The following is a 17261-nucleotide window of genomic DNA, read 5'->3' on the forward strand; positions in this document are numbered from 1 at the left end:
CGACTTTTCGTAAAAGGTATATGGGGTAGAAGCTTCACTTTGAGAGAACTATTCATAGATTTAAGGATTCCTCTAAGGGGCCTTTTTTCAGCGGGAGGCGGAGTTGGTTTGCGCCCGTAGATTAGTCCGTAACCAAAATACCCTTTATACCGCTTCATAAAATTGGCATTCTGTTGGAGGCGTGTATATATGCCCGGGGTGTTAGAGACTTTTTGGATAAGATCTTTAACCAGCAACCAATCCTTTTTCAGTTCATTTAAAATAAGATTGCTGTTGGTATTTTGTAGGGACTGTGGGTTTTTGATCTCTACATCTTTGAAACCGGCTTCGGACAATGTTTTGCACCAGTCCTCATAGGGGAGGGGAGCGGTGCCTTTTCCGTAATATAGTTCCATCTGGGAATGAAGTTGCGGCGGCAGTTCATGGAGGAGGGCCATTTCCAGATCGGCAACCTGACCTTCGGGCTTCAATACCCGAAAGAATTCCTTGTAGGTTTTTCCTTTATCTAAAAAGACAGTGATGGATTCGCACATAATCCAATCAAAGTGATTTTTGGGAAAGGGTAGATTATTAACATCAGCTACCCTAAATTGCACCAGATTAGCCACCCCTTCGTGCTCGGCACGGAGACGTGCTTTTTCAACCATTTGGGAATTGATATCTACACCGATGATTTTGCAGCCACGGCTTTTGGCCAAATGACAGGCGGTTAGGCCGCTGCCACAGCCCGCATCGAGGATCAAGTCCTGGGAAGTTATATTTAAGAGTTCCAGGTTTTTTAAGGTAGCCGGAAAACCGCCGGGATGGGAGCTGCCAATGCCCAACCAAGCCAGCAACTCAAAATAATTCATTTCCTCCACAGATTTGGATTTTTCTAATGTGTTATTAGCTGCCGCCGGCCTGTTCACTTGGGTAAAGTTGTTTCTTCCGAAAAACCCAGTCAACCTCATGTGAACCCTTCCTTTCTCCCCTTAGAAGGGAATAGTCATTGTTAAATGTGGGAGAATATACCACTTTTATGGTAGTATATTCCAAGAAGGTGACTTGGGAAGCTTGTAGGAGGTATGATGTTTGATTTCAACCCATGTATATCATGAAAAAAGACCTTCACTCTAATTCGGAAAAGGAGAAAATAGAAATGTGGAAGGAATTTAAAGAGTTCGCAATGAAGGGAAATGTCATTGACCTTGCTATCGGTGTCATCATTGGCGGTGCCTTTGGCAAGATTGTAACTTCGCTAGTTAATGACATTATTATGCCCTTGGTGGGGCTTCTGATGGGTCAGGTGGATTTCTCTAATCTGTTCATTACTCTGGGCGAAGGGGAATTTGCCACTATAGCTCAAGCTCAAGAGGCCAAAGTACCAACTTTGAACTATGGTTTATTCATTAACAATGTCCTTGATTTTCTGATTGTTGCTTTCTCGATATTCATTGTGATTAAGCAAATTAATCGCTTTACCAAGCGGAAGGAGGTAAAGGAAGAGATCGTGGAGGATAAGACCACGAAGCTTTGTAGATATTGTTACGTTGAAATACATAAGGACGCTACTCGTTGTCCGCATTGTACCTCAGTATTTGAGGGTGAATAAGTATTTATAGGTCTAATAGGAGGGATTTTATGCTTCAAGTGAATGAGCCGGCACCGGATTTCCAAGCCTTAGGAAGCCGCGGACAAGAAATCAAGTTATCGGATCTGCGTGGTAAAAAGGTTGTCCTATATTTTTACCCCAAAGATAATACTTCCGGCTGTACTACGGAGGCTTGCGATTTCCGTGATCATTATGCCGAATTTGAACAAGCTGGTACGGTCATTATCGGAGTTAGCAAAGACCCCATGGGAAGCCACCATAAGTTCATTGAAAAATATCAGTTACCCTTTGTCTTAGTCAGTGACCCAGAGTTAAAGGTCATCCAGGCCTATGGGGTGTGGAAAGAAAAGAATAGGTACGGCATAGAAAACCCGACTTCGCCGAGCTTTAACGAGGGCGAAGTCGCTGGTTGCACTTGTGCGCCCACAGACAATACTTCCCGTTTAGCCAAAAAAACCGTGGGCGTTGAGCGCACCACGGTTATCATCGATGAAGAGGGAATTGTCAAGAAAATCTATCCTAAGGTTAAGGTAAAGGGTCATGTGGAGAAGGTCTTAGAGGATCTTAAGAGTATTTGATAAGAACTGATGTACGAATCCTGCTTAGTCCGGATACCTTGCTGGCCGCTCAGTATGACAAAGGCTGAACGCCCTGTCATCCTGAGCCTGTGCGAAGGATCTTATCGTGAAAATGTAATTTTATCTTATGAAGAATGTATTTTCTTAATGAGCTGTCGCAGATCCTTGGGCAAAGGTGCCCGGATGGTCACCTTTTTTCCTGTAAGCGGATGGTTGAATTCATAGATGAAAGAGTGGAGGGCCTGGCGATCGATGGAGGATGTATCTCCACTATAAAGATCATCTCCTAAGAGAGGATGCCCCAGATATTGGCTGTGGACACGAATTTGGTGAGTACGGCCTGTCTCTAGGATGAATTCCAGTAAAGTTGCCTTCTCATAGCGTTTAAGTACTCGATAATGCGTGACGGCAGGGGAACCCTCTTGAGAGACTATCCTTTGCATGAAGCTGCCGGGAGCAAGGGTAATGGGAGCGTTGATAATGCCTTGATTATCTTTTACTTGTCCCTCCACGATCCCCAGGTAGCGTTTATGGATACGGTTATGGCCGTGTTGCCAGGCCATTTGTTGATGAGCGAATTGGTTTTTACCGACCACCACCACTCCGGAAGTATTGCGGTCGATGCGGTGAATAGGGCGAAAGGGCCGGGCTTCCCCTTTAGACAGCCAATAACCGACCACGGCATTGCCGATGGTCCCGGTGGGATAACGGGGAGTGGGATGGACCACCTGTCCGGCCGGCTTGTTAATAGCCAGGAAGTAATCATCCTCATAGAGAATCTCCAGAGGGAGGTTTTCTCCGGGAATACTGTTGGTCTCGGTCGTTTGTAATTGGATCTGCAAAGTCTCACCTGCCTTGCCCCGGGCGGTCAAAAAGGTGAATATCCCATCTACCCAGACTCGTTCAGACAGCTTTAGCTGCTGGATGAGTTTTCGCGAGAAGTGAAACCTGCGGGAGAGGATTTCTTGGTATTTTAAGCTCTCATCTTGAGGCTGTAGGGTATAAGTCCATAGATCGAGGTCGTTATTCATAGAGTCTCCTTATAAAAGTTTTTTACGGGCCAAGATCCTTCAGTCGTCCCTCCTTCAAGGATGACACACAAGTATTTTGTCATCCTGAGCTATGCGAAGGATCTTCACATAAAAACTTCAAGAGAAAGAAGGGAAAAACCTTGAAAGACCCACGGATTGAAAAATTAGCTAAATCAATTATTAACTATGCACTGGAAATAAAGCCGGGAGAGAAAATTCTTATTGAAGTCAATGGTTTAGAGATTCCCTTAGCTCAAGCTTTGGTACGGTATGCTTATGAAGCAGGGGGAGTTCCCTTTTTATCTGTCAATAATCATACCTTATTGCGGGAACTTTTGAAAGGAATGACGGTAGAACAAGCTCAGACTATGGCTCGTTGGGATTTGGCTCGGATGAAAGAGATGGATGCCTATGTGGGGATTCGGGCCGGAGAAAATGCTTATGAACTTTCCGATGTCCCCGGAGACAAGATGAGTATTTACCAAAAAGAATATCTTAGAACCGTTACCGATCAACGAGTTTCCCATACTAAATGGGTAGTTATGCGTTATCCCAATGCCTCCTTGTCTCAGTTAGCCAATCAGAGCATCGAAGCCTTTGAAGACTTTTATTTTGATGTTTGCAATCTGGATTATGCTAAGATGTCTAAGGCCATGGATGCTTTGGTTAATTTGATGGAGCGTACCGACAAAGTACGGATTACGGGTCCCGGAACGGATTTGACCTTCTCGATCAAAGGGATGAGTGCAATCAAATGTGATGGCCACTTGAATATCCCCGATGGGGAAGTCTATACCGCACCCCTGCAGGAATCGGTCAATGGCCGAATTACTTATAATACAGCCGCCTTATATCAAGGTTTTACCTATGAGAACATTGTGTTGGAATTTAAAGACGGCAAAATAATCAAGGCTACCGCTAATGACACTGAGCGGATCGAAGAAGTTTTCAATACGGATGAAGGAGCCCGTTATATTGGTGAGTTTGCCATCGGGGTCAATCCCTATATCCTCCATCCCATGAAGGATACCCTTTTTGATGAGAAAATCGATGGCAGCTTCCACTTTACTCCCGGTAATTGCTATGATGACTGCAATAATGGCAATAAATCCGCTATTCATTGGGATTTAGTCTGCATTCAGCGTCCGGAGTACGGCGGTGGGGAAATGTACTTTGATGATGTCCTGATTCGCAAGGATGGACGTTTCGTGATTCCGGAATTGGAGTGCCTGAATCCGGAAAATCTTAAGTAATATTTGGTTATACTAAGAGAATGAAAATACTTGATAATTACATTCCCATGGAATTAGGGTATTATTAAAGTAAAAGCTAGTAAGGTTAATGGTTTCCAAAGGGGATATGTTAAATGAACGGGAAAAAACTTCGTTTAATCTACAATCCTTATGCGGGACGCCGGAAATTAATCCAGGAGTTGGATACTGCGATTCGCATTTTTCAGGAAGGGGGATATGAGGTCTCCATTCATCGGACGAAATCTCCTGTCGATATTGAGTATACCTCATCAGAGAGCAAGGATGTAGATTGTTTGGTTATTGCCGGTGGAGACGGGAGCATTCATCAGGCAGTCAATGGGTTAATGAAAATTCCTCCCGACCAGCGGCCCCTCTTAGGTATTTTGCCGGTGGGTACGGCCAACGATTTAGCCTGCGGCCTGCGCCTACCATCAAAAATTTCCGAAGCCTGTGAAGTAATCGTCCAGGGTTCTACCTTTGAGATGGATACAGGTCAGGTCAATGACCGGTTTTTTGTGAATGTATTTAGTGCGGGGCTCCTTACCGATGTCTCTCCCAAGGTGGATATCCATGTTAAAAATCGCTTAGGTCAGCTCGCTTACTATTTGAAAGGGATTGAGACACTGCCGACTTATCGGCCTTTTAGGATCGAGTATGAATTAAACGGAACCAGCCATTGTGAGGATGCTATGTTAATGCTGGCTGTCAATGGAGTATCCGTGGGCGGTTTTAGACAATTGGTTCCTAAGGCTTCCCTTATCGATGGTAAATTGGACTTCATCATTGTACGTCATAGCGGCTGGCCGGATACCATGCGCATGCTCCTTCACTTAGTTGGGGGAGGTAAAGTAAGCAGTGAGCAAATCGTTCAATTCCAGGCTTCGAAACTAAAAGTTATAACCGAGCGGCCGGTTTTCTCCGATTTGGATGGGGAGTGGGGACCGGACAGCCCATGGGAGATTAATATGGGCCCTAAACTCACCGTGCTTTGCTGAGGGACCGCTAGGTCCCTTTTTTGGCTTATCAGAAAGTATAAGTCTGCGGGCGCATAAGGGCAACCAGCGGCCTCGCCTTCGCTAAAGCTCGGCGATGCCGGGTTTTCTTTAATAGAAAGGGGAGATAGATATGAACTCATTCCCAAAAGAGTTAATTGAAAAAGTATCCGGGATTTCCCCTTTTTATCTGGTAGGAGGGGTAGTGCGAGATCGGCTGCTGAATATCCCCAACAAAGATATAGATGGGGTTATTCCTATACCTTTGGCCGAACTGGAAAAGCATTTACTGGATTGGGGATACCACCCCTTTAAAATTGGGGCAAAACACCAAACCCTTAGTGTATTCAAAGAGGGAGAGCGGATTGATTTCAACCCCTTTAATGGCGATCTTGAAGCCGACGCCCTCAGAAGAGATTTTACCATAAATGCTATTTTTCAAAATGCGCAAACGGGAGAAATTGTCGACCCCCTCGGCGGCAAAGGAGATTTAGAAAGGAAAATTCTTAGGGCTTGTGGCAATCCCCAAGATCGATTTAGAGAAGACCCGGTTCGGATTCTGCGTATGGTCCGTTTCAGCGTAAAATACGGGATGGAAATAGAACAAGATACTTTTAAGGCAGCTCAGGTTCTCTTAGCAGAGTTAAAGGAAGTAGCCAGCGAGCGGACTTCCGAGGAATTAAGCAGGATCTTAACTTTAGAGGATCCTGTGGCGGGGATTCGCTTACTGGATGAATTGGGTTATATAAGGATGTTTTTGCCGGAGTTGGCTCGTTTGCAGGGACTTCAACAGAATCGCTACCATACTAAAGATGCTTGGGAACATACCTTACAAGTGGTTGCTAACACTCCCCTCCAACTTATGTTGCGTCTGGCAGGACTCTTTCATGACTTGGGTAAATGGGAAGTGGCCGGTCGGGAGTGCTATGTCTGGGGAAAATGCTGTGCCGAAGATGGGGCATATTATATTGGTGAGTTTCAAATTCATGGGCGGCAGCTGCATCGCTATAATGGGGAATTTGTCGAGATTCTTGGTGCGCGCTTAGACCATTACCCTCAGATCATTCAGGTGAAGCGGATCCGCAAAAACCCCACTTGTCGAAGGGGCTTTGAATGGGTGCGGGATGGGAAACGCCATTTTCTTGGTCATGAGAAAGAGAGTGCTCGTCTAGCTCGGCAAATTTTTTCCCGATTTCGCTTTTCCATGGCTTTAGGTCAGGAAGGGAAAGGCGGAGAAAAAGAAATTCTTTGGCTCGTAGAAAATCATATGAGCGGTACCTTAGCTTTTATATCTGAACTGCGCGGGGATAGGAATGCCATGCCGGAACAAAAAATGAGGCGGTTTGCTTGGGAAAAGGGTTGGGATGGCAGAACCTATCGTCCAGAAAGGGTTCACCAGCTCTTAGAACTTTGGCGGGCTGATTTTTATGGCGGTAAAAGACGAGAGCCTCGGGAGGAGGAGATATTCGATTTGCTCTTAAAAGAGATCCGCAAGGTAAGTATAAAAATCCAGAAGCGAAATGAAGAATTGTGTTGGGATGAGCTGGAGGGATTTGCCAAAACACATGACATTAGTGGAAGGGATTGGGGGGACTTTAAGGATTTTTTAAGGACAAAGCTTGTTGTCAGCGAGGAGGAGATTCCTCTTAGCGTCGATTTTTTGGACAAGGAGTACAGACACTTTAGAGGAAGAATTAAAAGATATTGACCATTTAATGGCAATGCTCTATGCTTATCTTAACTATGGGAAAGAGGTGAGAGTTATTAGCGCAAAATGGAGATGTATGGTCTGTGGCTATATTCATGAAGGAGAAAATCCTCCGGAAGTCTGTCCTATTTGTGGAGTAGGCTCTGATCAATTCGAAAAGCTAGAGGCGTTGGAAGAGTCTTCGGTTTTACAAGATGAATCATCGACTGAAAGCATCATAGACATGGATCGAGACGAAGCTATTACGCAAGCACTTTATTCTATTTCTTACGGACTATATATTATTAGTACCCATGCCGATGGAGTGGACAACGGACAATGTGCCAATACCTGTTTTCAGATTACTGCCGAACCACCGCGTATCGCGATCGGCATTAATAAGAATAACTATACTCATGAATTGATCGCCCAAAGCGGCATTTTTGGGGTGTCTGTCTTGAATAAACAAGGTCATGATTATGCAAGAAGATTCGGCTATCGCTCGGGACGATCCGGTAATAAATTCGAAGACATTCCAGACGTTCATCGTGGGGAGTTGGGTATTCTACTGTTAGATGATGCCGTAGCCACCATGGAGGCAGAGGTGGTTGGTCAACTAGATGCTGGGACCCACACCATTTTCCTGGGAGAAGTTAAGAATGCTAAGGTGCAGCAAAAGGCTGAGCCCATGACCTATGCTTATTTTCGGGCAACTAAGTAGAAATAAAAATACAGTTGAAGAATTAAGAAGCCATCTCCAGTAAAAATACACACAGAGATGGCTTTTATCCGTTTATACTAATACTCTATCGCCCTTACTGTTAGGCTTAGATACAACAATAAACTCGACGGGTTCACTGGAGTTGTTCATCATTTGATGCGGAGTATATGCCAATACTTCTACTCCCTCATGTTCATTTAACAGAGTTATTTCACCGTCAATTTCAATGGATGCTTCCCCTGCTAAAACGAAGAAGAATTGATTTGCTTTTTCATGAAAATGTCTTACTTCTGAAGTCTTTGGGGGCATCTTCTCATGAATAATGCTTAATTCGGCAGTTTTTACTAAATGCCATCCATCACAAAGATCTCCCCAGGTGTAATGTTCTGCATTGTATTTGCTGATTTTAATCTTGGATCCCTCCCTGCTTATGTATCTGGGTTTACTTTTATTATAGCAAAGTGAGTGTTATAATTTCACAAAAGCTGAGAGAAAGGGAGCGACGGCTGTGGAACAAGCAGCTTTAAATTGGAAAGCTACAATAAGGGATTTGGCCTTGCAGGCAGGTTTTGTCGCCGTGGGCTTTACTAATGCTGAACCGATTGAGGGGCTTAAGGAGTTCTTGGAAGAACGCCATACCATGAATTGGCACTCCTCTTTTGAAGAGAAAGACATCCTCAAAAGGGTTGATCCTAAAGCTTTTTGGCCAGCCTGTGAAACTGTGGTTGCCTTGGCTTTTCCACTCCCTTTTTCCAAGAAACCTCAAGAGGGGGAAGGCATTCTAGCTCGTTCCGCAGTGGGAGAAGATTATCATTCCAGAGTAAAAATAGCCCTGGCTAAATTGATTACTTCTATAGTGGAAGCAGGTTGGCCGGGAGAAAAACCTCTTACTCAGGTGGATACTGGTCCTCTTAATGAGCGGGCCTTTGCTACCCGAGCTGGTTTAGGTTGGATAGGGAAAAATCAACAGTTGATCATTCCCGGAGTGGGTTCTTTTGTAGCCTTGGCATTATTATTTTTGGATCAGGCTCTTCCTCCCGATGCCCCCATTGAAAACCAATGCGGTGCGTGTATCCGCTGTGTCCAAGCCTGCCCTGCACAGATTTTGGGGAAGAAACATTTTCAGGCCAATCACTGCCTGTCCTATCTAACTCAGTGCAAAGAGCCGCTAGCTGAGTCGCAACAGACTTCCTTGGGCAACCGCATCTTTGGTTGCGATACCTGCCAGGAGGTCTGTCCCCATAACCGAGCCTGGCTGAGCAAGGAAGAGGAGTGGGGAGGGCAAGACAATAGTAGGGGAGTTGACTTGTGGGATACTCTTCACCTAACTAAAGGCCTGTTTAACCAGCAATGGAAAAGCAGTGCTGCTGGGTGGAGGGGCAAAGGTATTCTGCAGCGCAATGCTTACCTGGCCCTAAGGAATCTGCAAGATCCTCGTTTGAAGAAGTGGATGGAAGAGCGGAAACAAGACGTGGTTCCAACCCTAATTCAGCCTTACTTAAATGATGAGGGTAATTCATAATTGGTATAAGACGATTTTAACTTCAGAGGAAGTATTTGCCTAAAGCCAGTGCATTTGATATAATAATTTCGAGTTAAATCAACTCGCGGATGGAGTTCCGCTAATGCTTTATGCTAATGACTCCTACTAACAAATTTTCTGTTGGTAGGAGTTTTTTATTACTCAAGAGGAGTTGGATAAATGTACAATATGATTAGCGTTATGATTGGAGGGGCATTAGGAGCGCTTGTACGTTATGAGTTAGGTGCTTGGATAGCAAGTAAATGGAATCAAGGATTTCCATTACACACTTTCATCATCAATGTCACAGGAGCATTTCTTTTGGGGTTCCTTAATATCCTATTTATTGAACGTTTTAAAATTGACCCCATGTGGAGGCTTGGAATTGGGGTGGGATTTTTAGGTGCTTACACAACTTTTTCAACCTTTAGTTATGAAGTTATAACGCTATTAGAGGATGGAAGTTACATGACCGCTGGTCTTTATGTTTTTTCAAGTTTATTATTAGGGTTACTTTTTGCTGCCTTAGGGGTGGGCTTAGCGCGCATAATTTAATAACTTACAAGGGAGGTTTTTGAATGATTGGTAAAGCTAGACTCCTTAAGATTTATGTTGGAGAAAACCAAAGATACGCTAAAAAAAATCTATATCAATATTTGCTTCATTGGTTAAAGCAAAAAGGAATGGCAGGAGTGACAGTAACCCGCGGGATTGAAGGATATGGTCAGGATAAAGTCCTTCATAGTGTTCGACTATTAGATTTGTCAGCCGATTTACCTATTGTAGTGGATGTCATTGATACCCCAGAAAAGATAGATGCAATCTTACCAGAAGTTTGTAATATTGTAACTAGAGGTTTAGTGTTTACCACTGACATCGTAGTACATAAATATGGAACGGAAAAATTAGCACCTTAATTGGAAGTGAATAGATGAATATACCATATACTTATATTCTCCTTTTTATTGGTAGCTTTTTAGCTGCTGCAATATCAGGTGCTGCGGGTTTTGGAGGGGCATTACTTTTACTTCCTTTACTCACTATGACAATCGGTACAACAATGGCTGTCCCGGTTCTTACGATAGCACAAGCAATAGGTAATCTCTCCCGTGCATTTTTTGGGTTCAAACAGATTAAATGGAAACCCGTGTTAATGTTTACATTAGGTGCAGTCCCAATGAGTGTTTGGGGTGCATTTACTTTTGTAGAAGTTCCAAAAGAAATTGTGACCAGAGGAATTGGTCTTGCGATTATTATCTTTGTGATATTGAAGTATTTCAAAATCCTTAAATTTACACCTAGTAATAAAACTATGTTTATTGGTGGAATGTTTGTAGGGTATATTTCGGGTCTTGTTGGTAGTGCAGGTCCGATTGGTGCAGCCTTGTTTCTTTCGCTGAACCTTACGCCTATCTCCTATGTAGCAAGTGAAGCTATAACTGCAATTGCTATGCACATATCAAAAACTATCGTTTATCAAAAATTGCTCGGCATAAATTTATACGCTTTAGGTATTGGGTTATTTATGGGTATCGCAATGATTGCAGGTACATGGGCAGGGAAAAAAATGATAGAGAAAATGTCACGAGAAAAATTCACCAAATTTGTCGGAGTTCTTTTATTATTTATTGGACTTCAGATGTTGATTTTTGGCTAAGTTTTATTTTATGAGATACCTATGGGTTAGGTTATAATAAGTTGTCGAAAGAGATTAATAAGGTTATTTAGTATAGCAAAAATTATGAGGTGATCAATTTGGAATTAACTGAAGCAATTAAGAAAAGAAGAAGTATTAGGAAGTTTAAGCCAGATCCGGTTCCTTCAGAACTAATTACTGAGATTTTAGAAGCTGCTAGGTTAGCCCCTTCTGGAACCAATATTCAGCCTTGGAGATTTGTAATTATTAAAAGTGAAGAAACGAGAGAAGCTTTAAGTAAAGCTACAATATTACCCTTTGTATACCAAGCTCCAGTTGTGCTGGCCTGTTGTATCGATAAAGAGGCTGTTACTAACGCAGGTAAAAAAGTAACGGAACTAAAAGAAGTAGGTGCCTTCGCTGGTACACCTCTCGAAAATCTTGGCACTGAAAATTATAGAAGTGCGCAGATGGATGAGGCTGCTGCCAAAGCCTATTTAAGTCTTAATCTTGCCATAGCCATCGATCATGCAACACTTAAAGCAACAGACTTAGGACTGGGAACCTGTTGGGTAATGATGTTTGATAAGAAAAAAATCAAGGAAATACTTAGTCTAGAGGACCGCTATACCGTAATGGCTCTTATACCAGTTGGATACCCCGATCAAGATCCTGCTCCTCGGCCACGGATGAGTCTAGACGAGATTATTATTAAAGAAGTTTGATATCGTCCAAGCTTTTTGCGGATACTAAGCAAAAAGGCGGGGGTGATGCTAATGAGTGATAAAGTTATTGACCTAAACCGGACCCTTTTTGATCTGACGGAGGAATATCCAGAGCTTATCGATATCTTTTACAAAATTGGGCTTGAAGGTGTTATTCATCCAGAAATGCGCCGAACAGGTGGGAAAAATATACGGGTTATCGAGGGTTTTAAGCACCACGATGTAGCCCTGGAAGATGCCGTTAAAGTGTTGGAGGGGCAGGGTTTTAAAGTTTCGTATTAAACAAACTGAGCGCACGGAATAGTATCCGTTGCGCTCGAATTTTAGGTATGTTGCAGGAGGTAGCTCCCCCTCTATAGAAAAATTGAATTAGAGAGGGGCGGGATAAATTGAAAAAAATATTGTTTGCTCTTGCCGGACTAATACTTTTGATCACTGTTGGTTGCAGCCAGGGAGAAACTGGCGATGAAAAGACAGCAAAGGATTATGTAAAATCGCTAGGCTACCAGATTATTTCTCAAGAAGGCGAAGTAGGTAAATACACTTTAGAAAAGAGCAAACTCTATGGAGCAACGGCAACTATACCATATCAACAAGCATGGGGTGTACAAACATCGGAACCGGATATTTATTTTGGCAAAGAGATTTCTATATACGGATTCACTGTAAAAAATCACCCGTTAGAAAAAGTCTATACAGAAAGCAACGGTACGAGAATATATATTATGTTGACAGAGGGTAAGGTTATCGGTGGTTACTCCTTCCCCAACGCTCCTTTAGCAGGAGCATTATATTCACTCGAAGGGAAAACAGTAGAGGAAGTGACCGGACTAAGTTATCTACAGTGGCAGAAAAAGTGGAAAGAAAAATATGGTGACTAGTATTTGGTCTAGATACCCTTTTTTTAAGGTTGGCAGTCCTTAGCTTTTTTGCAGGCTTCACATGCCGCCTCATAGACTTGGCTATAGAATAATCTTTGCCGGATAGCCCAAAGGGCCTCAAAATCAGCCAGATACTCCCCTTTATACAAAGCAAGGATTTTCTGGGCGGCTTCAATTCCTTCATGAAGCTGGAATTCTTTTAGGGCTTCATTCAGTAATTCCACATCGAGAAGTATTTCATCTCGGCAAATGAAATAATGTTTTCCCTGATTTTTGATTGGGTTTTCAATACCAAGACCGTTAAGGTCTTTTTTTATTTGGGAGAGATTAACGCCAATTAGCTTTTTAATATCGTCTGACTCGGATTCCGACCAGATGGCCTGGTAGATTTGTTCCTTGGTCGCCCCGCCACTGCCTTGATCAAGGAGAAAAGCCAGTAGTTCCCGCTCTTTTTTCGTTCTGAGCTTTACAGACTGGGTACGATTGTCATAAGGGTACACTGTCAAGCCACCGAAAGTTTCAATATAGGCTTTATAAGTCTGGTAACCGGCAAATTTCATCATCTGATTGGTAAAGTCAATTTCAATACCGTTTTTAAAGGCGAATTCCAGAATAGGATCATAGGCCTTGCGGAGTCGAAAATATTCATAAATTCCGTTTTCAGAGCAAAGTCGCAGAAAACGTTGGACTAAGTATATTGCCTGTTCCTTATCATTCATGGCTAAGGCGGCTCGGGAGAGAATGCCGTAAGCCATAGTAGGCAGGAGCATTAAATTAGACTTTTCTCCGATATTTATGCATCTTTTGGCGCATTGGACGGCATTTGGAAAGTCGGAGACCGCCGTAAAATAACTGTAGAGCCGAGCTAAGGCGATAGTCTGAAAATATGGGCCAACCTGATCAAGATTGGCATATATTTCCTCAATAACTTTTAGGTTTGCCTGAGGATCATTGGAAAGGATTAAAGTGTAAATTAGCCGCTGCATTTTTGCCCAGCGTAGCTGAAAATCCGTTTGCCGGTAGAGGGGAGCATATTCATCAGCCAGGGCAAAATAACGCATAGTTGTTTCAAAAGTAGGGTTCTGCCCATTCATCCGATCAATAAAGGCATTCTGATAGTATATTTCGGCGGCAAAAAGGTAACCCAGCCATAATTCTTCATACCGCCCGGTACTTCTTAGTTTTTGTAATTCGCTGGTGATTAAGTCCACGGCCTTATCCCGCTCACCCAGCATTTGATATGCTTTGGCAGCAAAGATACCGATACTGTGCAGGCTTAAGTATTGACGCTCGCTTTCCGGCAGTTCTAGTGATTGTTCATAATAATATACGGAATCTTTCATACGACCGGCAAAAAAATGGATCGTACTAAGATAGCGTTCAAACCAAGTCTTTACTTTTAGCTCACCTTTCCGAGCGCAAGCCTGAATCATTTGATCGGCAAGAGTGTAGGCTTCATTTGCTTGGGAGTTTAAGCACAAGTTGTGCAATTTTTCTATGACAATGGCATAAGCAGATTCTGCAGGATAATTCCCAAGCTGACTGATCAATTCATCCAGCAAGAGGTTAGATTCTTCAAAGGAAATGAAGTTGCGCAATACTCGGGCTTTATGAACCATTGCTTCTATGTAAAGTTCCTGATCTCGGTTGACCAATAAGGGGATTGCTGTGTCTAGGCAAGTCTTAGCGGCGGTAAAGTTGCCGATACTGGACAACAAGGCTCCCTTGGCCACCAATAATTCACAGCTCAAAGGTGAATCGTTCTTTTCCAAGGCTTGAAACCAGAGGCGGAGTTCATTGAAATGACCTTCTTTAAGATAGCTCTTGTAACAGGATAAAATTATTTTCTGAAGCGTTTCTAAATTGCTGCTTAAAAGGGCATAGTGGGCAGCTTGGGCATAATCAACTTTCTCATAATAATAATTAAGAGCTCTTTCCAGCAGAAAATTCTTTTGCGAGACCTTTACTTGCCTTAACAAAAATTCTTTGAAGAGGGGGTGATAGCGAAATAATCCCTTGCCGGAATGGGATGTAAAAATATTGCGGGCTACTAGGTTTTCGAGAGTTGATCTACTGTCATTTTTAGCTAAAACCATATCAAGCATTTGCTCGTCCAATTCATCGAAGCAAGCAGATTTATGCAGAAAATCCACCATTTCCTCTGGAAGGCGGCTAAGACATTCGTAAAATAGATATGAGTATAAAGCTTCCTTACCAACTACAGGGATATCCTGCAGTGTGGTACCGTTATCCATAAGAACTCTAAAAGAACCGATAGCTAAGGGCCAGCCTTCGGTAAGCTGATAAATATATTTATCTTGAAATCCGAAAATATCCGTTACCTCATGAGGTGTGAATGCCAATTCTTTTTGGGTGAGTTCCAAAAATCCCCCTCGTACTTTGAGGGGGATTAACTCTTCCCCCGGTGCTTCGCGACTACTTATGTAAACTTTCAGGTTATCGGAAAGATACTTGATAATACTGGTAACAAGTCTGCGAATTTGTAGGTCTTTGATTGTATGGAAGTCATCCAAAACAATCACTATGTCGGGTAAATTCTCAATACTACACAAAAAAGCATTGGCCAACAGAGTGGTAAAATTTGTTTTATTTTCAAACGGCAGGTATTCGGAAGGATTAAAGTCATAGGTTGGAAAGGTTAGCTTGATTGCTTCCGATAAGTTATTGACGAAGGTAAATACATCATTTTCGCCGTCAAGGGTGAGCCAGATGGTGTTATTTACTGAGCGGGCGATTTGGGAAAGCAGGGTGGTTTTGCCATAGCCGGCACCGGCATGGATATAGACAAAGTTTTGAGAACTGTTATGTACGATCATCTGAAGATCATGGCGGATAACTTCTCCCGCAGTTGCTCGCGGAGTTTTAAGCCTTGCCCTCGTCACGCTTGCCAATGCAGCTCACCTCGCAAAATTTCTACAACAATTATAACATTGCTTTAATTAAATTGTTCAAAGATTAGGGAATTTTCGAACATTTTCTTCGATGTTAGCGGTTTTGTTAGTTGTTGCTGTGCTTTAATTGGATTATATAGGCGGTCCCAAATATTTTTTAAGGGGTAAGGGTTAATTAATTTTTAGGAAATGGGGGAATAACAATGAGTTCAGAAAAGGATCCGAAAAAATTGTCTTTAGAGGATATGGAAAAAGTCACAGGTGGGTTTCGCGGTAAAATATTTGGAGAAAAAGTGTGGCTGGAGTGTGAATATGCTAATACTTCAGAGTGTCCAGGAAGGATACCATGTATCAGATTTGGTACACCGGATTGCGTAGACGGTAAATATTTTGATTATCCGTATGCAATCTTCTATTACTAATCCATCAGGATAATCTGTAAGGTAAGGTTTTTGTCACTTACCCCTTATTATAATTTTTCACATTAGATAAATTCTTTATCGCTTCTTTGGCGGAGGTGAAGCAAGGGTGGCGGATGAAGAATTGACAGGCAGGGCAATAAACGATGATGAGCTAGCGGATGTAAGTGGAGGAAGCGGAAGGGGCTCAGACTGTAATCTCGGGGAAGAGCATTTTCCCAGGTTAGCAATGTGTTACAGTAGAGCTTCTTCATTGGTAGGCGCTACTTATCAATCAATCTGCCCACACTGCAGCATTTGGACATCTCTACCAGAGGGAGCAAGTCTGATCATAACCAATATTATTGAGTGTACTTATCACGGATATGGTAAAAGATTTCGTGGGTGAACTTGGGGGATAAAGATGGAAAAAGACATTTTTCGCAAATCCTCGCTGGAGCGTATTTCTTCGCCGGAAAGGCTGAATGAATATATTAAAATAACCAGTCCAGGGGTGTGGGCTGTGCTTTTAGGCTGTCTTGCCTTATTGATTGCCACGGGCTTTTGGGGTTTTTATGGGAACATCCCCGATAGTGTCAAGGCCACTGGCGTGATCTTTCCGCAAAATGGCGTCACCTCGGTTATTCCGCCGGAGGGAGGTCGGATAAGTGATATGCGAGTGAAGGTGGGAGATTATGTGGAGGCCGGGCAAATTCTCGCCGTTATCCCTCAGGAAGAGTTGATCCGCTCAATCAATGCCTTGAAAAGTAATGGTCAAGCTAATGTTGATCAGATAGCTGAAATGATCAATACTTACGAAAGCCAATCTTTGGTTATTTCACCCGTCTCGGGAATTGTTCTGGCAGCCAAATCTGTTAATGAGACAGTTGCTTCTACGGAGGTGTTGGCGCGGATTGTCAAGCAAGAAAAATACGCCGATGACAAGCAAATAGTGTGCTATATTCCCATGGTCACTGCCAAAAAGCTACAAGAAGGCATGGAAGTACAGGTCTCTCCGGATTTTGCTCCTCGTGAAGAGTATGGGTATATGTCCGGCAATATTACGAAAGTCGGTTCTTACCCTGTAACTGATGTTGATGTGCTAGCGGCTGTGGGAAGCTCACAATTTGCTCAAGGCTTGCTGCCCTCGGGAAATAGTGTGGAGGTTAGGATTACGCTTACTGTTGATCCGAACTCTTCTAATAATATGAAGTGGTCTAATCCCAAAGGTAAGGACCTTCCCCTAGAGCTAGGCACAAATTGCAACTTGGTGATTATTGTAAGGAATTATAAGCCCTATGAACTTTTGTTTTAAGTAGAAATGGAGGTTTTAA

Annotated in this window: 19 protein-coding genes; 15 read left to right on the forward strand and 4 right to left on the reverse strand. The window is 42.9% G+C overall.

The genetic code is table 11. The annotated features are described in order from the left end of the window. Positions 1-851, reverse strand: an 851-nt coding sequence (locus tag AC1U9U_RS04475; protein WP_479959384.1) for a class I SAM-dependent methyltransferase, incomplete at its 3' end; no start/stop codon positions are given. Positions 852-1138: 287 nt separating this feature from the next. Here AC1U9U_RS04475 and mscL point away from each other — a divergent pair. Further along, a complete protein-coding gene (gene mscL / locus AC1U9U_RS04480) occupies positions 1139-1591 on the forward strand; it encodes a large conductance mechanosensitive channel protein MscL (RefSeq protein ID WP_479959350.1) in 453 nt (150 codons plus the stop codon). A gap of 29 nt (positions 1592-1620) precedes the next feature. Then, positions 1621-2169, forward strand: a complete 549-nt coding sequence (locus AC1U9U_RS04485; RefSeq protein WP_479959351.1) for a peroxiredoxin — start codon at positions 1621-1623, stop codon at positions 2167-2169. A gap of 125 nt (positions 2170-2294) precedes the next feature. Here the strand turns inward: AC1U9U_RS04485 and AC1U9U_RS04490 are convergent, their stop codons facing one another. Next, positions 2295-3200 carry an RluA family pseudouridine synthase gene (locus AC1U9U_RS04490; RefSeq protein ID WP_479959352.1) on the reverse strand — a complete coding sequence of 302 codons (906 nt, stop codon included), beginning with the start codon at positions 3198-3200 and terminating at the stop codon, positions 2295-2297. 140 nt (positions 3201-3340) lie between these two features. Between AC1U9U_RS04490 and AC1U9U_RS04495 the strand changes: the two genes are divergently transcribed. From AC1U9U_RS04495 to AC1U9U_RS04510, 4 genes are all read left to right on the forward strand, one after another. Continuing rightward, the gene (locus tag AC1U9U_RS04495) at positions 3341-4453 is read left to right on the forward strand and encodes an aminopeptidase (RefSeq protein ID WP_479959353.1); all 1113 of its coding nucleotides are present in this window, start codon (positions 3341-3343) and stop codon (positions 4451-4453) included. A gap of 113 nt (positions 4454-4566) precedes the next feature. Beyond that, a complete protein-coding gene (locus AC1U9U_RS04500; protein ID WP_479959354.1) occupies positions 4567-5448 on the forward strand; it encodes a diacylglycerol/lipid kinase family protein in 882 nt (293 codons plus the stop codon). 130 nt (positions 5449-5578) lie between these two features. Continuing rightward, positions 5579-7153, forward strand: a complete 1575-nt coding sequence (locus AC1U9U_RS04505; RefSeq protein ID WP_479959355.1) for a tRNA nucleotidyltransferase/poly(A) polymerase-related protein — start codon at positions 5579-5581, stop codon at positions 7151-7153. Between the two features lie 55 nt (positions 7154-7208). Continuing rightward, on the forward strand, positions 7209-7853 hold the full coding sequence (locus AC1U9U_RS04510; protein ID WP_479959385.1) for a flavin reductase: 645 nt from the start codon (positions 7209-7211) through the stop codon (positions 7851-7853). A gap of 72 nt (positions 7854-7925) precedes the next feature. Here AC1U9U_RS04510 and AC1U9U_RS04515 read toward each other — a convergent pair whose 3' ends face one another. Further along, entirely contained in the window at positions 7926-8285 is a 360-nt protein-coding gene (locus tag AC1U9U_RS04515; RefSeq protein ID WP_479959386.1) for a cupin domain-containing protein, read from the reverse strand. A gap of 76 nt (positions 8286-8361) precedes the next feature. On the opposite strand from AC1U9U_RS04515, the gene queG reads away from it, so the two are divergent. The 7 genes from queG (at position 8362) to AC1U9U_RS04550 (ending at position 12617) form a co-directional block, all read left to right on the forward strand. Beyond that, on the forward strand, positions 8362-9375 hold the full coding sequence (gene queG / locus AC1U9U_RS04520; RefSeq protein ID WP_479959356.1) for a tRNA epoxyqueuosine(34) reductase QueG: 1014 nt from the start codon (positions 8362-8364) through the stop codon (positions 9373-9375). 180 nt (positions 9376-9555) lie between these two features. Beyond that, positions 9556-9930, forward strand: a complete 375-nt coding sequence (gene crcB, locus AC1U9U_RS04525) for a fluoride efflux transporter CrcB (protein ID WP_479959357.1) — start codon at positions 9556-9558, stop codon at positions 9928-9930. Between the two features lie 23 nt (positions 9931-9953). Then, a complete protein-coding gene (locus AC1U9U_RS04530) occupies positions 9954-10292 on the forward strand; it encodes a DUF190 domain-containing protein (protein ID WP_479959358.1) in 339 nt (112 codons plus the stop codon). 14 nt (positions 10293-10306) lie between these two features. After that, positions 10307-11032 (forward strand): sulfite exporter TauE/SafE family protein, encoded by a 726-nt coding sequence (locus AC1U9U_RS04535; protein WP_479959359.1) that lies wholly within the window; start codon positions 10307-10309, stop codon positions 11030-11032. Between the two features lie 89 nt (positions 11033-11121). Beyond that, a complete protein-coding gene (locus AC1U9U_RS04540; protein ID WP_479959360.1) occupies positions 11122-11736 on the forward strand; it encodes a nitroreductase family protein in 615 nt (204 codons plus the stop codon). A 51-nt stretch (positions 11737-11787) separates the two neighbouring features. Beyond that, positions 11788-12018, forward strand: a complete 231-nt coding sequence (locus AC1U9U_RS04545) for a DUF1858 domain-containing protein (RefSeq protein ID WP_479959361.1) — start codon at positions 11788-11790, stop codon at positions 12016-12018. A 107-nt stretch (positions 12019-12125) separates the two neighbouring features. Further along, a complete protein-coding gene (locus AC1U9U_RS04550; RefSeq protein ID WP_479959362.1) occupies positions 12126-12617 on the forward strand; it encodes a hypothetical protein in 492 nt (163 codons plus the stop codon). A gap of 23 nt (positions 12618-12640) precedes the next feature. On the opposite strand, the gene AC1U9U_RS04555 is transcribed toward AC1U9U_RS04550, so the two are convergent. Beyond that, positions 12641-15520 carry an AfsR/SARP family transcriptional regulator gene (locus tag AC1U9U_RS04555; RefSeq protein ID WP_479959387.1) on the reverse strand — a complete coding sequence of 960 codons (2880 nt, stop codon included), beginning with the start codon at positions 15518-15520 and terminating at the stop codon, positions 12641-12643. 212 nt (positions 15521-15732) lie between these two features. Between AC1U9U_RS04555 and AC1U9U_RS04560 the strand changes: the two genes are divergently transcribed. Further along, the gene (locus AC1U9U_RS04560) at positions 15733-15951 is read left to right on the forward strand and encodes a hypothetical protein (RefSeq protein WP_479959363.1); all 219 of its coding nucleotides are present in this window, start codon (positions 15733-15735) and stop codon (positions 15949-15951) included. A gap of 400 nt (positions 15952-16351) precedes the next feature. Further along, positions 16352-17242 (forward strand): hypothetical protein, encoded by an 891-nt coding sequence (locus tag AC1U9U_RS04565; protein ID WP_479959364.1) that lies wholly within the window; start codon positions 16352-16354, stop codon positions 17240-17242. Positions 17243-17261: the final 19 nt, after the last annotated feature.

The organism is Desulfitobacterium sp. (genome assembly GCF_982384815.1).